Genomic DNA, 14,816 nt, shown 5'->3' with positions numbered 1-14,816 from the left:
GTGCTGCCGACGCAGCCTCGCCGGGGCTCGACAGCTGCTACGTGCAATCAACAAAAAGCCCCCGGTGCCTTGCGGCAGCGGGGGCTTTTTTGTGGGCGCTTATTCGGCCGGGGTCTTGCCCTGGCGCTTCTCGATGATATCTACCAAACGCTTGGCCAGCGCCGGGTAGTTCTCGTCGAAGTGATGGCCGCCAGGCAGCTTCATAGCCTCACCGACTGCCGTCTTGTCGGTGCAGCCACTCTCGTCGACTTCTTCGGCACCGTAGATGCACACCACCTTGTCGGCTGGCAGCTTGGCCATTTCCGGGCCGGTAGCGGCTTCTTTGCCAGCGTTGCCCAGCCAGCCTTCCACTTCGATCTCGAAGCTGCCGGTGCGGGCGAAGGCCAGCAGGATGATTGCGTCTACACGCTGCTGCTCGCTTTCCGGCAGGCGGTTGTAGATGGCCGGCAACACGTCGGCGCCGAACGAGTAGCCGGTCAGCACGAAGCGCTTGGTGCCCCATTTCTGCCGGTAGTGCTGCATCAGCTCGGCGAGGTCCTTGGCGCTTTGTTCCGGAGACTTGTGCTGCCAGTAGTAGCGTAGGGTATCGATGCCGACCACCGGGTAGCCGATCTTGGCCATTTCACCGGCCACGTCACGGTCCAGGTCACGCCAGCCGCCGTCACCGGAGAGGAACAGGGTGACGGTGTCCTTGGCCTGGCCAGCCGGCACTTCGACCACCGGAATCGCCAGGCCGCCGTTGTCCGAGCCCACCAGTTGCTTGCGCAGCTCGTTGTTCAGCACTTGCGGGTAGTGAACGTCATAGTCGCTGATGCTGGTGGTGGCGCGCGGCGTGTCGCGTACGAAACTGGCGGCATCATCGTCAGGGTTATCGTTCCAGGCCACCAGCCAGTTGCCGTGGGCCGAGGTTTTCGGCAGCGGGTCGTTGCAGCCAGGTTGTGCCAGCGCGAAACCGACGGAAATGGCATTCGCCTTATCGTCGTTCTGCGCGGCGAGCCAGCGCCAGGCCAGGGCTGCGCCAGGGCCGATGCCGCTGACCAGGGTTGCCGGGCCGGCAAGCTGGCCCAGGGCGGTTTGCAGGGCTTGTTCCTGCAACTTGCAGTCGTCCTTGGGCAGGATCACCTGGACGATCTGCGCTGCGCCGCCCTGGCTGAGGGCGATCAGTTGGCTGTCGGTCAGGGTTTCATCGGCCAGCACGGCCACGGCTACACGTGCCTTGGGCGCGGTGCCCGGGGTTACGCGGGTCAGGACCGTGCCGTCCGCCTGTGGCAGTTGTTCCAGAGTCGGTTGCGGTGCAGGGCGGTTCCAGTACCAGTAGCCGCCACCAACGATCAGTGCCAGTACCACCAAAAATGCCAATACATACCGCCAGGAGCGTCGAATCATCAGCGTTTCACCAATCCAGTCAAGCCGCCCGCAATCAGGGCGGCGGTGTCGGCCAGTGCCACCAGCGGATCAAGTCCTGCGGGCACGGCCATATAACGGGGTTCCCAGTCAGGCTGGAACTTGTCTTTGAAGCGGCGCAAGCCTTGGAAGTTATACAGTTGCTCGCCACGGCGGAACACCATCGAGCCCAGGCGTTGGGTCAGCGGGGCGCCACGTCGTGGTTGCAGGCCCGACAACGGCACCATGCCGAGGCTGAAGCGGGCGTAGCCATGGTTCTTATAATGTTGAATCAGGCCGACCATCATGAATTCCATGGTCAGTTTCGGCGCGTCCGGGTGCGCACGCATCAGGTCGAGACTGGCCAGGTCGTGGCTGTAGGTCTCAAGCAGGTTCGCAAACGCTACCGGGCGCCCTTCGAAGCGAATGATCGCAATACGAAAGTGCTTGAGGTAGTCGTCGCTGAATCGTCCAAGGGAAAAGCCTTTTTCCCGCACGTTCTTGCCTGTCAGCCACGCGTCGGAGATGACTTTCAGCTCCTCCATCGGCGCCTGGCCGGGTTCGTGGATCTCCAGGGACAGGCCGTCTCGGGTCCCGCGGTTCCAGGTGTAGCGCAGGTCCTTCATCTCTTTGCCCTTGGCTTCCAGGTCAAAGCGTTTCAGGTCGACCCGGGCTTCTTCACCCAGCTTGATCGCGGTCAGGCCGATGTCCATGTAGTACGGCAGGTTCTCTGCCCGCACCTGGTAGAACACCGGGCGCGCATGGTGAATGTCGCACAGGTCACGGAACTGCCAGATCATCTCGGCCCGTTGCAGGGTCGGGCCGATCGGGTCATACAGGGCCACCAGGCTGCGGCCGCGACGCGCGTACATCAGGAACGCTTCGTCGTTGGGGTGAAACAGCAGGGCCTTGTCGCCGGTCAGCGCCAGGCCACCGTCGGGCTGCGCCGAGTTCATCAGGATCTTGGTGGCGCGCTCCAGCTCTTCGGGGGTCGGCAGATGGATGATCGGGCGCGCGGTACGCAGCAGCCAGGTCAGCGAGACCACCACCAGCACCACGGCGGCGCCCAGCAGCGAGCGCAGGCCACGCGGGGCGTTGGCGTCGAGGGTGAACTGCCACCACAGCTGATGGCTGTAGGGCACGTCCTGGTAAGCGAACAACAGCAGCCAGATCGACGCACCAAGTACGCACACGCTGGCAACGAGATACAGCGGCGAGAAGGGCAGTTCGGTCAGGCGGCTGGCGCGATAGAACGATCGCCGAAAGATCGCCAGCAGCACCGCCGTCATGGTCATCAGGCTGGCTTCTTCCCAGTCGAAACCCTTGAGCAAGGAGAGCAGGGCGCCCGTCAGCAGCAGCACCATGGTCAGCATCCAGGCGGCGGATAACCGGCGACGCAGGCCCTGGGCCAGTAGCAGGCAGAGCACGCCGATCAGGCTGGCACCAAAGTGCGAAGCGTCAATCAGGCGATGAGGAATCAGGAAGCCGATGTTTTCCAGGCGTGAGTCGATTTCCGGGGTTGCGCCGGAAAACAGCAGGACCACGCCTGACAAAAAAACCAGTACGGCCAGGATCGGTGCAGCAAGGCCCGAGGCCGCCCGCAGGCTTTGCTGTGTATGGAACAGACGCTGGGCTTCATTGACCAGCAGGAATACACAGGCGATCAACAGTGGCAGCACCACATAGATCATCCGGTACAGCAGCAATGCGGCGGCAAGTGGCGCGGCGCCGAGCTTGTCGGCAAAGGCGGCCAGCAGGATCGCTTCGAACACCCCGACGCCGCCCGGTACATGGCTGAGCACGCCGGCGGCCAGGGCCAGCAGGTACACCAGCAGGAACGGGCCAAAGGGTGGCGCTTCCGGCAGCAGCATATACAACACGGTGGCGGCAGCGGCGACGTCGAGGGCGGTGATGATCAGTTGCAGAAAGGTCAGGCGACGGCCCGGCAGGCGCAAGGTGCGGCGCCCGGCCTTGACCAGCAGGTTGTCCGGGTAAGGTTGTTCCGGCAGCCGGCGACGATAGATGCCGATGCACAGTGCCGCCGTCAACAACAGCACGGCGCCTGCGACACCACCCAGCAGGCTCGCGGGTAAATGCAGCGCGCTGGACGCGGCGGGCAGGTTGCTCAGGGTGGCCAGCGCAGCCAGTGGCGGCAGGGCGCAACCCAGGGCCAGGCTGGCAAACACGGTCATGCGGGCCACTTCGGAGGCACCGATGCCATACCGTGCATATAAACGGTAGCGTACCGAACCGCCCGAGAGCATCGACAGGCCAATCGCATTGCCAATGGCGAAAGCGGTAAAGCCGCCGTAGGCCAAGGTCTTGGCAGGCAGCTTCACGCCGGCATAACGGGCGCCGGAAAATTCATAGCCCAACAGAATGATAAAGCCGGCGACAGCGGCACCGAATGCGCCCAGCAGGGCAGGCTTGGGCACTTCCAGGATCGAATCGTGGAGCGCGTACAGGTCCAGCTCAAGCAGCAGGTGGCGACAGGCGATAAGGGCGATTGCGAACAGCAACAAAGTGACGGCCAGTCCGATGGGTTGGCGGTACTTGCTCAACAGATCCAGCCAGCGCAAACGGGTGGGAGTGATCGGTTGTGTCGCTGTGACAGAGTCTTGTGGTTCAGACGAGTTGGCGCGCATCAATCACCTCGTGGATTGTGCGCGACAGGATGGAGGTATCCAGCCAAGTTACCAATCCCTATGGACAAAATAATTACAAATATTAACGCGTATCGCGAAGTGCAGCGACAGCGCCCATTGGTCGTAGAAGGACAGTGCTTGAAGACTTAGCATAGCTTGCAATGAGATGGACTCTACAAACCGTGTACGGTTTCATGAAAGATGCCATGCCATTGTTTCAAAAGGACTTTTTCGTCAGATACAAAAAAGGCCACTCTTTCGAGCAGCCTTTTTTGATGTTTGGTTGCGGGAGCCGGATTTGAACCGACGACCTTCGGGTTATGAGCCCGACGAGCTACCAGACTGCTCCATCCCGCGTCTGTGTGGCGGCATTCTACAGAGCAACGGCAGGGTGTCAACCGTTAATCGAACGATGGGTCAAATAAGTGCAAATTAGCGTCGGATTGTCACGCGCGTGCGGTAAGTGCGCGATTGGGAAAGGATTTTTGTCAGACAATCGAAAGGAGGGGCTAAAACAGACAGGCACAAAAAAGGCCACTCTTTCGAGTAGCCTTTTTTGATGTTTGGTTGCGGGAGCCGGATTTGAACCGACGACCTTCGGGTTATGAGCCCGACGAGCTACCAGACTGCTCCATCCCGCGTCTGTGTGTCGGCATTCTACAGAGGAACGCGAGTGTGTCAACCGCTGATTCAAAGAAAAGCGCTTGTGGTTCAATCGGTTAGCTCTCCAAGGTGGCCCCTTGATAGGCCGCGGGGCCAGTCTGGCCGAGGCTTTCAGCTCTATTGGGGGGTGTGTTTCGATTGAGAAAATGAATTCATCTACGAATTTTCCTACCGCTTAGGCGGAAGATTCAAACTACTGGTGCTATATACAGGTGTGAATGAGATACTGCCCGCCTGTTCGTTTTCTGCCCAGAACCACTGCCTTATATATGACGCAGCGCAAAATCATCCACGTCGACTGTGATTGCTTCTACGCCGCCATCGAGATGCGCGACGACCCGACTCTGGCGCAAAAGCCCCTGGCGGTTGGCGGCTCGGCAGACCGTCGCGGTGTGATCGCCACCTGCAACTATGAGGCGCGGGCTTATGGTGTGCGTTCAGCCATGTCGTCCCGGCACGCGTTGAAGCTGTGTCCGGACCTGACCATCGTCAAGCCGCGCATGGACGCCTATAAAGAAGCGTCCAAGGAAATCCAGACGATCTTTCGCGACTACACCGACCTGATCGAACCGTTATCCCTGGACGAAGCCTACCTCGACGTCTCCGACAGCCCGCATTTCGGCGGCAGCGCCACGCGCATCGCCCAGGACATTCGCCGGCGGGTCTCCAACCAATTGCATATCACCGTTTCTGCCGGCGTGGCGCCGAACAAGTTTCTCGCCAAGATCGCCAGCGACTGGAAAAAACCCAACGGACTGTTTGTGATCACCCCTGATCAGGTGGAAGACTTTGTCTCGGCGCTGCCGGTGAAAAAGCTCCACGGTGTGGGCAAGGTGACGGCCGACAAGCTGACGCGGCTGGGGATCGAAGACTGCCTGCAACTGCGAGAGTGGAACAAGCTGGCGCTGGTGCGTGAGTTTGGCAGCTTCGGCGAGCGGCTTTGGAGCCTGGCGCGAGGGATCGATGACCGTGTGGTGCAGAACGACAGCCGCCGGCAATCCATCAGCGTGGAAAATACCTACGATGTCGACCTGCCGGACTTGCCCAGTTGCCTGGAAAAGCTGCCGGAGCTGATGGACACCCTGGCCGGACGCATGGCGCGCATCGACAGCAGCTATCGGGCGGGCAAGCCGTTCGTCAAAGTGAAGTTTCACGACTTTACCCAAACCACGCTGGAACAGGCCGGGGCAGGGCGGGATCTGGAGAGTTACCGGCAGTTGCTGACCCAGGCATTCAATCGTGGCGGCAAGCCGGTGCGATTGCTGGGAATAGGTGTGCGTTTGCTGGACTTGAGCAGCGGCAACGAGCAGCTTGAGCTGTCCTGGTAGGTTATCCGCGTAGCAGCTGTCGAGCCCCAGCGAGGCTGCGTCAGCGGTGCGTCAGGTAAAACGCCGACGCAGCCTCGCTGGGGCTCGACAGCTGCTACGGGAAATTAGCGTGCCCCGGGATCCGCCACCAGCCGACCCGCATCCTTGGTCAATGCCTGCAAGAATTCCTGCTGCAACTCCGGATCATTGCGGGTCAGTTCGATCAGGCTTTGTTCCAGCTCGCTGGCTTCTTCTTCCAGGCCCAGCTCCGACAGGCGCTTGACCCGGTGCACCCACTCGTTGACTTCATCGTCTTCGAGGTCGTCGTAGATCAACCCGTGAGCTTCGAGCAATTTGCTGCGCAGGGTGCTGCTGACGGCCAGGGATGAGTCCGAGTGCACGTCATCCTGGGCATCTTCAACGCTGATCTTCAGGATGCTGATGCGGTTCAGGTCCTGCTCGGCAAACGGGCTGTCCAGCAGGTTCAGGCGCAGCACGCCGTTACGGTCGGTGGTCAGTTCATGGGTTTGCTTGCCAGCCGTCACCTGTACTGGGCGCTCGCTCCAGGGCAGGCTCGAATACTCCACACGCTTGTCGCGCTGGACTTCATCGATGCCTGCCAGGTTCTGTTGCGCCCGACCATGGGATTGCACGTTCATGAACGGGTTGATCCCGTCCACGCCGTAGCTGAGCCAGTCACGGGTCACGCTGGTAGGCAAGTTGCCCAGGGCAAAGATATTTGCCACGTTGGCGCCGACGCCCGCCACGAGCGCGACCGCGCCGAGGGGCATTTCATAGAGTTTGCGCCAGGGCTGGTAGGGCGTGTAGCGGTCGTAACGACGGGTGACTTCGAATTCGGTGACCTCAAAGGTCTTTTGCTCGTGAATGCGAACCCGGCGTTGCGGCAGCTCCAGCACCTTGGGTTCGCCCACGTCGATCTGCAGGCTGTGATCGAGCAATTTGCGCTCGATACGTTCCTCGTGCTCGCTGCGTTGCGACATCTGGTTGGCGCAGCCGCTGACCAGCAGGGCGCCACATAACGTGGCGCCCCCCAGGGCTATGGTGTTTCGCTTGAACATGACGACTCTTGATATGGTTTTCAGCGACGAATACGCGCCTGAAGGAAAGACAGCACGTCAGCCACCGGCAACGGTTGGGCTTCGGCTTCGGTCCGGCTCTTGTATTCCAGATTGCCATCGGCCAGGCCGCGGTCACTGACCACGATCCGGTGCGGGATGCCAATCAGTTCCATGTCGGCGAACTTGATGCCCGGGCTGGTTTTCTTGTCCCGATCATCCAGCAGCACTTCAAAACCGGCCGCCGTCAGTTCGGCGTACAGCTTGTCGGTGGCTTCGCGTACTTGCTCGGTTTCGTAGCGCAGCGGTACCAGGGCTACCTGGAACGGCGCGAGGGCGTCACTCCAGATGATGCCTTTTTCGTCGTTGTTCTGCTCGATGGCAGCCGCAACCACGCGGGAAACACCAATGCCGTAGCAGCCCATTTCCAGGGTGATCGGCTTGCCGTTCTCGCCCAGCACTTCGCACTTCATCGCCTTGCTGTACTTGTTGCCCAGCTGGAAGATGTGCCCGACTTCGATGCCGCGCTTGACTTCCAGGGTGCCCTTGCCGTCCGGGCTCGGGTCGCCTGCCACCACGTTGCGCAGGTCGGCCACGGTCGGAACCGGCAGGTCACGTTCCCAGTTCACGCCGAAGTAGTGCTTGTCATCGATGTTCGCACCGATGCCGAAGTCGCTCATCAGCTCAACCGAACGGTCGATGATGATCGGCAGTGGCAGGTTCAGCGGGCCCAGGGAGCCAGCGCCGGCGCCAATCGCGTCGCGCAGTTCTGAGTCGGTGGCCATGACCAGCGGGCTGGCAACGCCTGGCTGCTGGGCGGCCTTGATTTCGTTGAGCTCGTGGTCGCCGCGGATCACCAGGGCGATCAGCTTGCCTTCTTCCTCGGCGCGCACGATCAGGGTCTTGATGGTCTTTTCAATCGGCAGATTGAATTTCTCCACCAGGGCCGCGATGGTCTTGGTCTCAGGCGTGTCCACCAGGCGCAGCTCTTCGCTTGGCGCAGGGCGGGATGTTTCCCGTGGCACGGCTTCGGCTTTCTCGATGTTCGCCGCGTAGTCGGAACCGTTGCTGAACACGATGTCGTCTTCACCGGACTCGGCCAGCACGTGGAATTCGTGGGATCCGGCACCGCCGATGGAACCGTTGTCCGCTTCAACCGGGCGGAATTTCAGGCCCAGGCGGGTGAACACGTTGCAGTAGGCGGTGTGCATGCGGTCGTAGGTGACCTGTAGGGACGCCTGGTCCGGGTGGAACGAATAGGCGTCCTTCATGATGAATTCGCGGCCGCGCATCAAACCGAAGCGTGGGCGGATTTCGTCACGGAATTTGGTCTGGATCTGATACAGGTTGAGGGGCAGCTGTTTATAGCTGCTCAACTCGTTGCGCATCAGGTCGGTGATCACTTCTTCGTGGGTCGGGCCGGCGCAGAAGTCGCGGCCATGACGGTCCTTGAAGCGCAGCAATTCAGGGCCGTACTCTTCCCAGCGCCCGGATTCCTGCCACAGCTCAGCCGGTTGGGTGCTCGGCATCAACACTTCCAGAGAGCCGGCAGCGTTCATTTCTTCACGAACGATGGCTTCGACCTTGCGCATCACCTTCAAGCCCATGGGCAGCCAGGTGTACAGGCCCGAGGCCAGTTTGCGGATCATGCCGGCGCGCAGCATCAGCTGGTGGCTGATCACGACCGCGTCGGAAGGCGTTTCTTTCTGTGTGGCGAGCAAATATTGACTGGTGCGCATGGTAGGCCGTTGTCGGTTGCTTGGACTTGAAATGACGTTGGATTGTACGGGCGCTTGCCGCCGACGTACAGGCATCAGGATGCAGAGCTGTCTGTAGGAGCGAGCTTGCTCGCGAAGATCGTCAACGATTACACGGGAAACCGGGATAAACGCGGTGCCTGTGAGTTCTTCGCGAGCAAGCTTGCTCCTACAAGGGGGAGGTGTCCTCGGGAGGATTCAACCGAATCCGCCGGCTTTCCTGGAACCAGTGCAAGGCAATCAGGAGCAGCGTCGGCACACCCAGCAGGCAGGTGATCAGGAAGAAGTTGTGGTAACCGAACTTCTCGACCATCACCCCCGAATACCCGCCGATCAAACGTGGCAGCAGCAACATGATCGAGCTGAGCAACGCGTATTGGGTGGCGGAGAACTTCAGGTTGGTCAGGCTCGACAGGTACGCAACAAACGCCGAGGTCGCCATGCCGGAACTGAAGTTGTCCAGGGAGATGGTGAAAATCAGCATCTGCAAGTCCGGGCCCATGTCGGCGAGCATCACGAACAGCAGGTTAGTGCCGGCCGATGCAATGCCGCCGATAAACAGGATCGGCAGGATCCCGAAGCGCACGATCAGCAGGCCCCCCATGCCGGCACCCAGCAGGGTCATGATCAGGCCGAAGACCTTACTGACGCCGGCGATCTGGTCCTTGGTGAAACCCTGGTCGATATAGAACACGTTGGCCATGACGCCCATTACCGTGTCCGACATGCGATAGGTGGCAATCAGCCCCAACAGCAGCAGGGCCTGCCAACGGTAGCGCAGGATAAAGTCATTGACCGGTGTGAGCACCGGCGCCAGGCCCCGGCGGCCCATGGTCGACAGGCACAGGGTGGTGAGGATGATATAGAGGATGGCCCGCAGGAACGCGCGGTCTTCCAGCAGCAGATCCAGCAGGCTCACGCCCTGGAACAGCACGCTGGCGAAGTCTGTGTTGTACAACTGGGTAAACATCGCCGGTACCGAGACCAGCAGCACGATCAACACGAACACCGACACTAACTGATGAGCAAAGCTGTAGCGTCCGGCCTGCAGTTGGGTGCGCAGTGGCACATTGGGCTCGCGCATCAGCAGCGTGGTCAGCAGCGCGGGCACCATCAGCACACCAAACAGCACGTAGGTGCCGGTCCATGCCGAGTGCTTGTAATTGAAGCCGGTGGAGCCAAAGCCTTCAGCGAAAAACAGTGCGCCGGCCGTCGCCAGCAGGGCCGCAATTCGATAGCCGGACATATAGCTGGCGGCCAGCGCAGCCTGGCGGCTGTCGTCGGCGATTTCCAGGCGGTAGGCGTCTACGGCGATGTCTTGAGTGGCGGAAGCGAAGGCGACGATTACCGCGATAGCGATCAGCCAGGACAGGTGCTTTTGCGGATCGCAAAAGCCCATGCCGATCAATCCAAGGATAACCAGCGTCTGGGACAAGACTAACCAGGATCGACGACGTCCGAGCTTGCCGAGCAATGGCAGGCGCCATTGGTCAAGCAAGGGCGACCAGACCCACTTGAAGGCGTAAGCCAGGCCAATCAGGCTCGCGTAACCGATGGTTTCGCGGGCCACACCGGCCTCACGCAACCACACCGAGAGCGTCGAGAACACCAACATGTAAGGCATGCCGGCAGCAAAGCCGAGCAACAGCAGCACTAACGTCGAGGGGCTGGCATAGGCGGCGAGCGCGGCGCGCCAGGTTTTACGGGGCATGGGCTGGAGTCTGCCTCAGAATTACGCAAATAAAGCGCGCACTCTAACCGCTGTGCTCTACCGGGCGCCAGCCATGACGCTGAATATCAACACGATTGTTCACGATGCTGACGCCTTCGCCGCGCAAACGCGCACGTTGCTCGTCACCTGAAGCACTGCCCACTGGCAGACTTATCCGACCACCGGCACCCAACACGCGGTGCCAGGGCAGTTTGGTGTCCTCGGGCAGTTGGCTCAGGGTGCGCCCTACCCAACGTGCGGCGCGGCCCAAACCGGCGAGCTGCGCCAGCTCCCCGTAGCTGATTACGCAGCCTTCAGGTACCTGGGCGAGGGTCAGGTACAGCACGGTGCGGCGCATTTCAGCGGGGCTTTGCGGAGCGTCGGTCATTTCGTTCACGGTGGCATATCCGATGAAAATATCCGTCTATTTGTAAGAAATGTCTGCAAAATGGGGGGCTGAGAACGGAACTCGATACAAATACCCGAGTCAGTCCTTGCTAAGAAGTTATCCACCCCGATAATGCCCGTTTTTTCGTCAAACTCGAGCCCCATATCCGCTTATGTTGTCCAGAACCCTGCTGTGCCTCGCTGTATTCAGCGCCTCCACGCCTCTGCTCGCCGATACCGTCTGGTTAAAGAACGGTGACCGTCTGACCGGCAAGATCAAGGTTTTCGACGGCGGCAAGCTGCTGATCCAGACTGATTATGCCGGTGCCATCCCGGTGGACTGGAAGCAGGTCAAAACCCTTGAAAGTGATCAGGAACTGCTGGTCAAGCAGGATGCCTACACCGGCGAGAAGGCCAAATCACTGCAGGCGGCCGATGAAGGCAAGGTCACCCTGGCCAACGGTGAGGCGCCCAAGACCGTCGAGCTGGCCAGCATCCAGCAGATCATCAAGCCCAAGCCCGTGATCGAAGACCTGGTGTGGAAGGGCAATGTCGACATGGCGCTGGACTACAAGCGCGCGGAAAAAGACACCAACGACTACGACATCGACTTCAAGACCACCGCTCGTCATGGCCAGTGGCGTCATACCGGCCAGGGCGAATACAACCGCGAATTCCAGGACGACGTGACCACCACCGACAACTGGGCGCTGGAATACGACCTGGACCGGTTTATCACCGAACACTGGTTCTGGCAGGGCCGTTTGACCTACAAGCGCGACAAGGTTGAAGACCTGTCACGCCAGCGCACCGTGGGTACTGGTCCGGGCTACCAATTCTGGGACGACGAACTGGGCGCGTTCTCCCTCGGTTCGCTGGTCAACCGCACCGACTATGAATACCAGGACGGCGGCAAAGACAACTTCTACTCGCTGGCGATGAAGTGGAACTACAACCGCTACCTGGTGGGCAAAACCGTCGAATTCTTCACCAATGGCGAGCTGGGCAAGCCACTGGCCGGGCCGTCCGACTACTCCCTGGATGCAGAAATGGGCTTGCGCTATAAAGTCACCGAGTGGGCTTCCCTCAACCTCAAGGCCGAGCGCGACGTGATCAGTGGCGACTCGGAAAGCGCGTTGAGCAAGACTCGCTATACCGCAGGGTTCGGCGTCGCCTGGTAACGAGCCGCCTGGTAATTAAAGGCGTAACCCGCCGTCCATTTCCAGGATTCGCCCGGTGTAGTAGTCGTTTTCGAAGATGTACGCCGCTGAATGGGCAATCTCCTCAGGCCGCCCCATGCGCTTGAGGGGAATGCCCGACGTCATCTTCTCCAGTGCCTCGGGCTTCATGCCCAGGGACATCTGCGTCTCGATAAACCCCGGCGCAATGCCCGCTACGCGGATGCCATAGCGCGCCAGCTCCTTGGCCCAGGTCACGGTGGCGGCCGCTACACCGGCCTTGGCGGCCGAGTAGTTGGTCTGGCCGACGTTGCCGGCGCGGGAGATCGACGAGATATTGATGATGGTGCCCTGGTTCTTCAGCTCCACCATTTTTGCCGCCACTTCGCGGGTGCACAGGAACACGCCGGTGAGGTTCACGTCGATCACCGCCTGCCACTGGGCCAGGCTCATCTTGGTCATCTCGCCATCCTTGACCTTGAGCAGCAAGCCGTCGCGCAAAATCCCCGCGTTGTTGATCAAACCGTTGATCGCGCCGAAGTCTTCGGCGATCTGTGCCACCGTCTGGCACACCTGCTCCTCATTCGCCACGTTGCATAGATAAGCCCGGGCCGTTACGCCGTGTGCCTGGCAGGCTTCCACCGCCTGGTCGAGTTTTTCCTGATTGAGGTCCACCAGCGCCAGGTGCGCGCCCTTGGCTGCGAAATACTCCGCCATGGAACGGCCCAAACCCTGGCAACCGCCGGTGATAATGATTACTTTGTCGTTGAGATGCATTCGCAAGTCCTGTGGGCAGAATTAATCGGCTATCCAAGTTTGTTTTTTGACGGAATTTATCAAAGGAGTCATAAGTTGAGCGCGCACGTTGCCAAGAATGCCCGAGAACTACTGCTCAAGGAATACCGTGGGGCACTTGCCACCTTGTCCAAGGCCATGCCCGGCTTTCCGTTCGGCTCAGTGGTGCCTTACTGCCTGGATGCCGAGGGCCGGCCGCTGATCCTGATCAGCCGTATCGCCCAGCACACCCATAACCTGCAGAAAGACCCCAAGTGCTCCCTGCTGGTGGGTGAGCGTGAGGCGGACGACGTGCAAGCGGTAGGGCGCCTGACCTACCTGGCCGAGGCCGAAAAGCTCGAAGACAGCGCCGCGATTGAAGCCGCGGCCGAGCGTTATTACCGCTACTTCCCGGATTCGGCCAACTACCACAAGGCCCATGATTTTGACTTCTGGGTACTTAAGCCGGTGCGCCACCGTTATATCGGCGGGTTCGGCGCGATTCACTGGGTCGACCAACTGACCCTGCCCAACCCGTTCGCCGGCAAGGCCGAGTTGAGCATGATCGAGCACATGAACAGCGACCACACCAAGGCCATTGCCCACTACGTCGAACTGGCCGGCTTGCCGACCACCGAGCTTGCACAATTGGCCGGTATCGACAGCGAAGGCATGCACCTGCGCATTGGCCAGGCACTCTACTGGCTGCCCTTTGCCGAGCCTTGCAATACGCCGACACAAGTACGCGAAGCCTTGGTTTTCTTGGCTCACGCCGAGGTCTGGCCGAAAAAAGCAGCCGCTGAAGCTTGAATTCACGAAACGGCGACGTCATCTAAGGTGAAGTAGCAAGGCATTCTTGCGTTGAGGAACCATTTGATGCGCCCTTTTTTGTTGCTCTTTTTGTTGTTCCCCGTGTTGGAGCTGTTCGTATTCGTACAAGTCAGTGGGGCAATCGGGTTTTTCCCGGCGCTGCTGCTGATCATTCTCGGCTCGATGCTCGGCGTTCTGGTGCTGCGCGTCGCCGGCCTGGCCACGGCGCTGCGTGCCCGTGAAAGCCTGAATCGCGGCGAACTGCCAGCCCAGACCATGCTCGAAGGCTTGATGATGGCATTGGCCGGTGGCCTGTTGATCCTGCCGGGCTTCATCAGCGATGTGGTTGGCCTGGTGATGTTGCTGCCATTCACGCGCAAGCTGCTGGCGGGCAAGATGCGCCAGCGTGCCGAAGAGGCTGCGATCCGCCAGCGCGCCTTCGCCGACGACCTGCAACCCCGTGGTGGCCCGGCCCCGCGCCAGCCCCTGGGGCGTGAAGGTGACGTGATCGAAGGTGAGTTCGAACACCGCGACCCCAAGTAAACCCCTCACTGGCACGGCACCCGCGGGTGCCGTGCGGCTTTTGAACACGTCCCCGACACAAAAATTTTCATCTCTGCACCCTTGTAATAAGCTTATGCGCCCTTATGTAACGGTCACCGCAAGGTTTCTGGTGGCGACACCAGACAGACTTCCGCGTTTCGCACCGCGAACCGCGACCGGCACCGCCGGAATTTAACTAGCCGGAATTGACACCGGCCGATGAAAAACACAATTAGGAGAGATCGACAATGAGCAAGCTTCGTCCTCTGCATGACCGCGTCGTCATCCGTCGCAGTGAAGAAGAAAAGAAAACCGCTGGCGGTATCGTGCTGCCAGGTTCGGCTGCTGAAAAAGCCAACCACGGTGTGATTCTCGCTGCTGGCCCAGGCAAGACCCTGGAAAACGGTGAAGTACGTGCGCTGGCTGTGAAAGTGGGTGACAAGGTTGTTTTCGGCCCTTACTCCGGCAGCAACACTGTGAAAATCGACGGCGAAGACCTGCTGGTAATGGCTGAGAACGAGATTCTCGCTGTTCTGGAAGGCTGATTTCCCCGTTCATCTTCCCGTTACTACAAAGTATTTA

At 60.2% G+C, this 14,816-nt stretch carries 12 protein-coding genes and 2 tRNA genes; 5 read left to right on the top strand and 9 right to left on the bottom strand.

The features are described 5' to 3' along the window. Nucleotides 1-99: 99 nt before the first annotated feature. The 4 genes from ACA046_RS26195 to ACA046_RS26180 all read right to left on the bottom strand — a co-directional run bounded on the left by ACA046_RS26195 (nt 100) and on the right by ACA046_RS26180 (nt 4,669). Nucleotides 100-1,386, bottom strand: a complete 1,287-nt coding sequence (locus tag ACA046_RS26195; RefSeq protein ID WP_318304367.1) for a virulence factor family protein — start codon at nt 1,384-1,386, stop codon at nt 100-102. Continuing rightward, a complete protein-coding gene (mprF, locus tag ACA046_RS26190) occupies nt 1,386-4,028 on the bottom strand; it encodes a bifunctional lysylphosphatidylglycerol flippase/synthetase MprF (RefSeq protein ID WP_459023433.1) in 2,643 nt (880 codons plus the stop codon). Before mprF ends, ACA046_RS26195 begins: the two co-directional genes overlap by 1 nt. A gap of 280 nt (nt 4,029-4,308) precedes the next feature. Further along, nucleotides 4,309-4,385, bottom strand: a tRNA-Met gene (locus tag ACA046_RS26185). Nucleotides 4,386-4,592: 207 nt separating this feature from the next. Then, nucleotides 4,593-4,669: transfer RNA gene (locus ACA046_RS26180), tRNA-Met, on the bottom strand. Between the two features lie 291 nt (nt 4,670-4,960). Between ACA046_RS26180 and dinB the strand changes: the two genes are divergently transcribed. Further along, nucleotides 4,961-6,019 (top strand): DNA polymerase IV, encoded by a 1,059-nt coding sequence (dinB, locus tag ACA046_RS26175; RefSeq protein WP_459023431.1) that lies wholly within the window; start codon nt 4,961-4,963, stop codon nt 6,017-6,019. A 104-nt stretch (nt 6,020-6,123) separates the two neighbouring features. On the opposite strand, the gene ACA046_RS26170 is transcribed toward dinB, so the two are convergent. The 4 genes from ACA046_RS26170 to ACA046_RS26155 all read right to left on the bottom strand — a co-directional run bounded on the left by ACA046_RS26170 (nt 6,124) and on the right by ACA046_RS26155 (nt 10,930). Continuing rightward, nucleotides 6,124-7,077, bottom strand: a complete 954-nt coding sequence (locus ACA046_RS26170) for a hypothetical protein (RefSeq protein ID WP_421552201.1) — start codon at nt 7,075-7,077, stop codon at nt 6,124-6,126. A 20-nt stretch (nt 7,078-7,097) separates the two neighbouring features. Then, nucleotides 7,098-8,813 (bottom strand): proline--tRNA ligase, encoded by a 1,716-nt coding sequence (locus tag ACA046_RS26165; protein ID WP_459023429.1) that lies wholly within the window; start codon nt 8,811-8,813, stop codon nt 7,098-7,100. Nucleotides 8,814-9,000: 187 nt separating this feature from the next. Continuing rightward, nucleotides 9,001-10,542, bottom strand: a complete 1,542-nt coding sequence (locus ACA046_RS26160; protein ID WP_076015371.1) for an AmpG family muropeptide MFS transporter — start codon at nt 10,540-10,542, stop codon at nt 9,001-9,003. 43 nt (nt 10,543-10,585) lie between these two features. Beyond that, nucleotides 10,586-10,930, bottom strand: a complete 345-nt coding sequence (locus ACA046_RS26155) for an MGMT family protein (protein ID WP_497677140.1) — start codon at nt 10,928-10,930, stop codon at nt 10,586-10,588. A 172-nt stretch (nt 10,931-11,102) separates the two neighbouring features. Here ACA046_RS26155 and ACA046_RS26150 point away from each other — a divergent pair, with 172 nt between their 5' ends. Next, nucleotides 11,103-12,110 (top strand): DUF481 domain-containing protein, encoded by a 1,008-nt coding sequence (locus ACA046_RS26150; protein ID WP_459023427.1) that lies wholly within the window; start codon nt 11,103-11,105, stop codon nt 12,108-12,110. Nucleotides 12,111-12,125: 15 nt separating this feature from the next. Here the strand turns inward: ACA046_RS26150 and ACA046_RS26145 are convergent, their stop codons facing one another. Next, nucleotides 12,126-12,884 carry an SDR family oxidoreductase gene (locus ACA046_RS26145; RefSeq protein WP_497675254.1) on the bottom strand — a complete coding sequence of 253 codons (759 nt, stop codon included), beginning with the start codon at nt 12,882-12,884 and terminating at the stop codon, nt 12,126-12,128. Nucleotides 12,885-12,959: 75 nt separating this feature from the next. Here ACA046_RS26145 and ACA046_RS26140 point away from each other — a divergent pair, with 75 nt between their 5' ends. From ACA046_RS26140 to ACA046_RS26130, 3 genes are all read left to right on the top strand, one after another. After that, nucleotides 12,960-13,691, top strand: coding sequence for a HugZ family pyridoxamine 5'-phosphate oxidase (locus ACA046_RS26140; protein WP_497675253.1), 732 nt, complete (start codon nt 12,960-12,962; stop codon nt 13,689-13,691). A 66-nt stretch (nt 13,692-13,757) separates the two neighbouring features. After that, nucleotides 13,758-14,234, top strand: a complete 477-nt coding sequence (locus ACA046_RS26135) for an FxsA family protein (protein ID WP_008433587.1) — start codon at nt 13,758-13,760, stop codon at nt 14,232-14,234. Nucleotides 14,235-14,482: 248 nt separating this feature from the next. Continuing rightward, nucleotides 14,483-14,779, top strand: a complete 297-nt coding sequence (locus ACA046_RS26130; RefSeq protein ID WP_003208599.1) for a co-chaperone GroES — start codon at nt 14,483-14,485, stop codon at nt 14,777-14,779. Nucleotides 14,780-14,816: the final 37 nt, after the last annotated feature.

This window comes from Pseudomonas sp. LBUM1641 (assembly GCF_059716235.1).
Note: the sequence above shows the minus strand (reverse complement) of the source record. Positions and strands in the feature narration are given on the sequence as shown.

What these genes read in the sequence shown, in the direction of transcription:
- ACA046_RS26165 (WP_459023429.1), bottom strand. Translation starts at nt 8,813, where the DNA reads ATGCGCACCAGTCAATATTTGCTCGCCACACAGAAAGAAACGCCTTCC.
- ACA046_RS26170 (WP_421552201.1), bottom strand. Translation starts at nt 7,077, where the DNA reads ATGTTCAAGCGAAACACCATAGCCCTGGGGGGCGCCACGTTATGTGGC.
- ACA046_RS26145 (WP_497675254.1), bottom strand. Translation starts at nt 12,884, where the DNA reads ATGCATCTCAACGACAAAGTAATCATTATCACCGGCGGTTGCCAGGGT.
- mprF (WP_459023433.1), bottom strand. Translation starts at nt 4,028, where the DNA reads ATGCGCGCCAACTCGTCTGAACCACAAGACTCTGTCACAGCGACACAA.
- ACA046_RS26155 (WP_497677140.1), bottom strand. Translation starts at nt 10,930, where the DNA reads ATGACCGACGCTCCGCAAAGCCCCGCTGAAATGCGCCGCACCGTGCTG.
- ACA046_RS26160 (WP_076015371.1), bottom strand. Translation starts at nt 10,542, where the DNA reads ATGCCCCGTAAAACCTGGCGCGCCGCGCTCGCCGCCTATGCCAGCCCC.
- dinB (WP_459023431.1), top strand. Translation starts at nt 4,961, where the DNA reads ATGACGCAGCGCAAAATCATCCACGTCGACTGTGATTGCTTCTACGCC.
- ACA046_RS26150 (WP_459023427.1), top strand. Translation starts at nt 11,103, where the DNA reads ATGTTGTCCAGAACCCTGCTGTGCCTCGCTGTATTCAGCGCCTCCACG.
- ACA046_RS26130 (WP_003208599.1), top strand. Translation starts at nt 14,483, where the DNA reads ATGAGCAAGCTTCGTCCTCTGCATGACCGCGTCGTCATCCGTCGCAGT.
- ACA046_RS26135 (WP_008433587.1), top strand. Translation starts at nt 13,758, where the DNA reads ATGCGCCCTTTTTTGTTGCTCTTTTTGTTGTTCCCCGTGTTGGAGCTG.
- ACA046_RS26195 (WP_318304367.1), bottom strand. Translation starts at nt 1,386, where the DNA reads ATGATTCGACGCTCCTGGCGGTATGTATTGGCATTTTTGGTGGTACTG.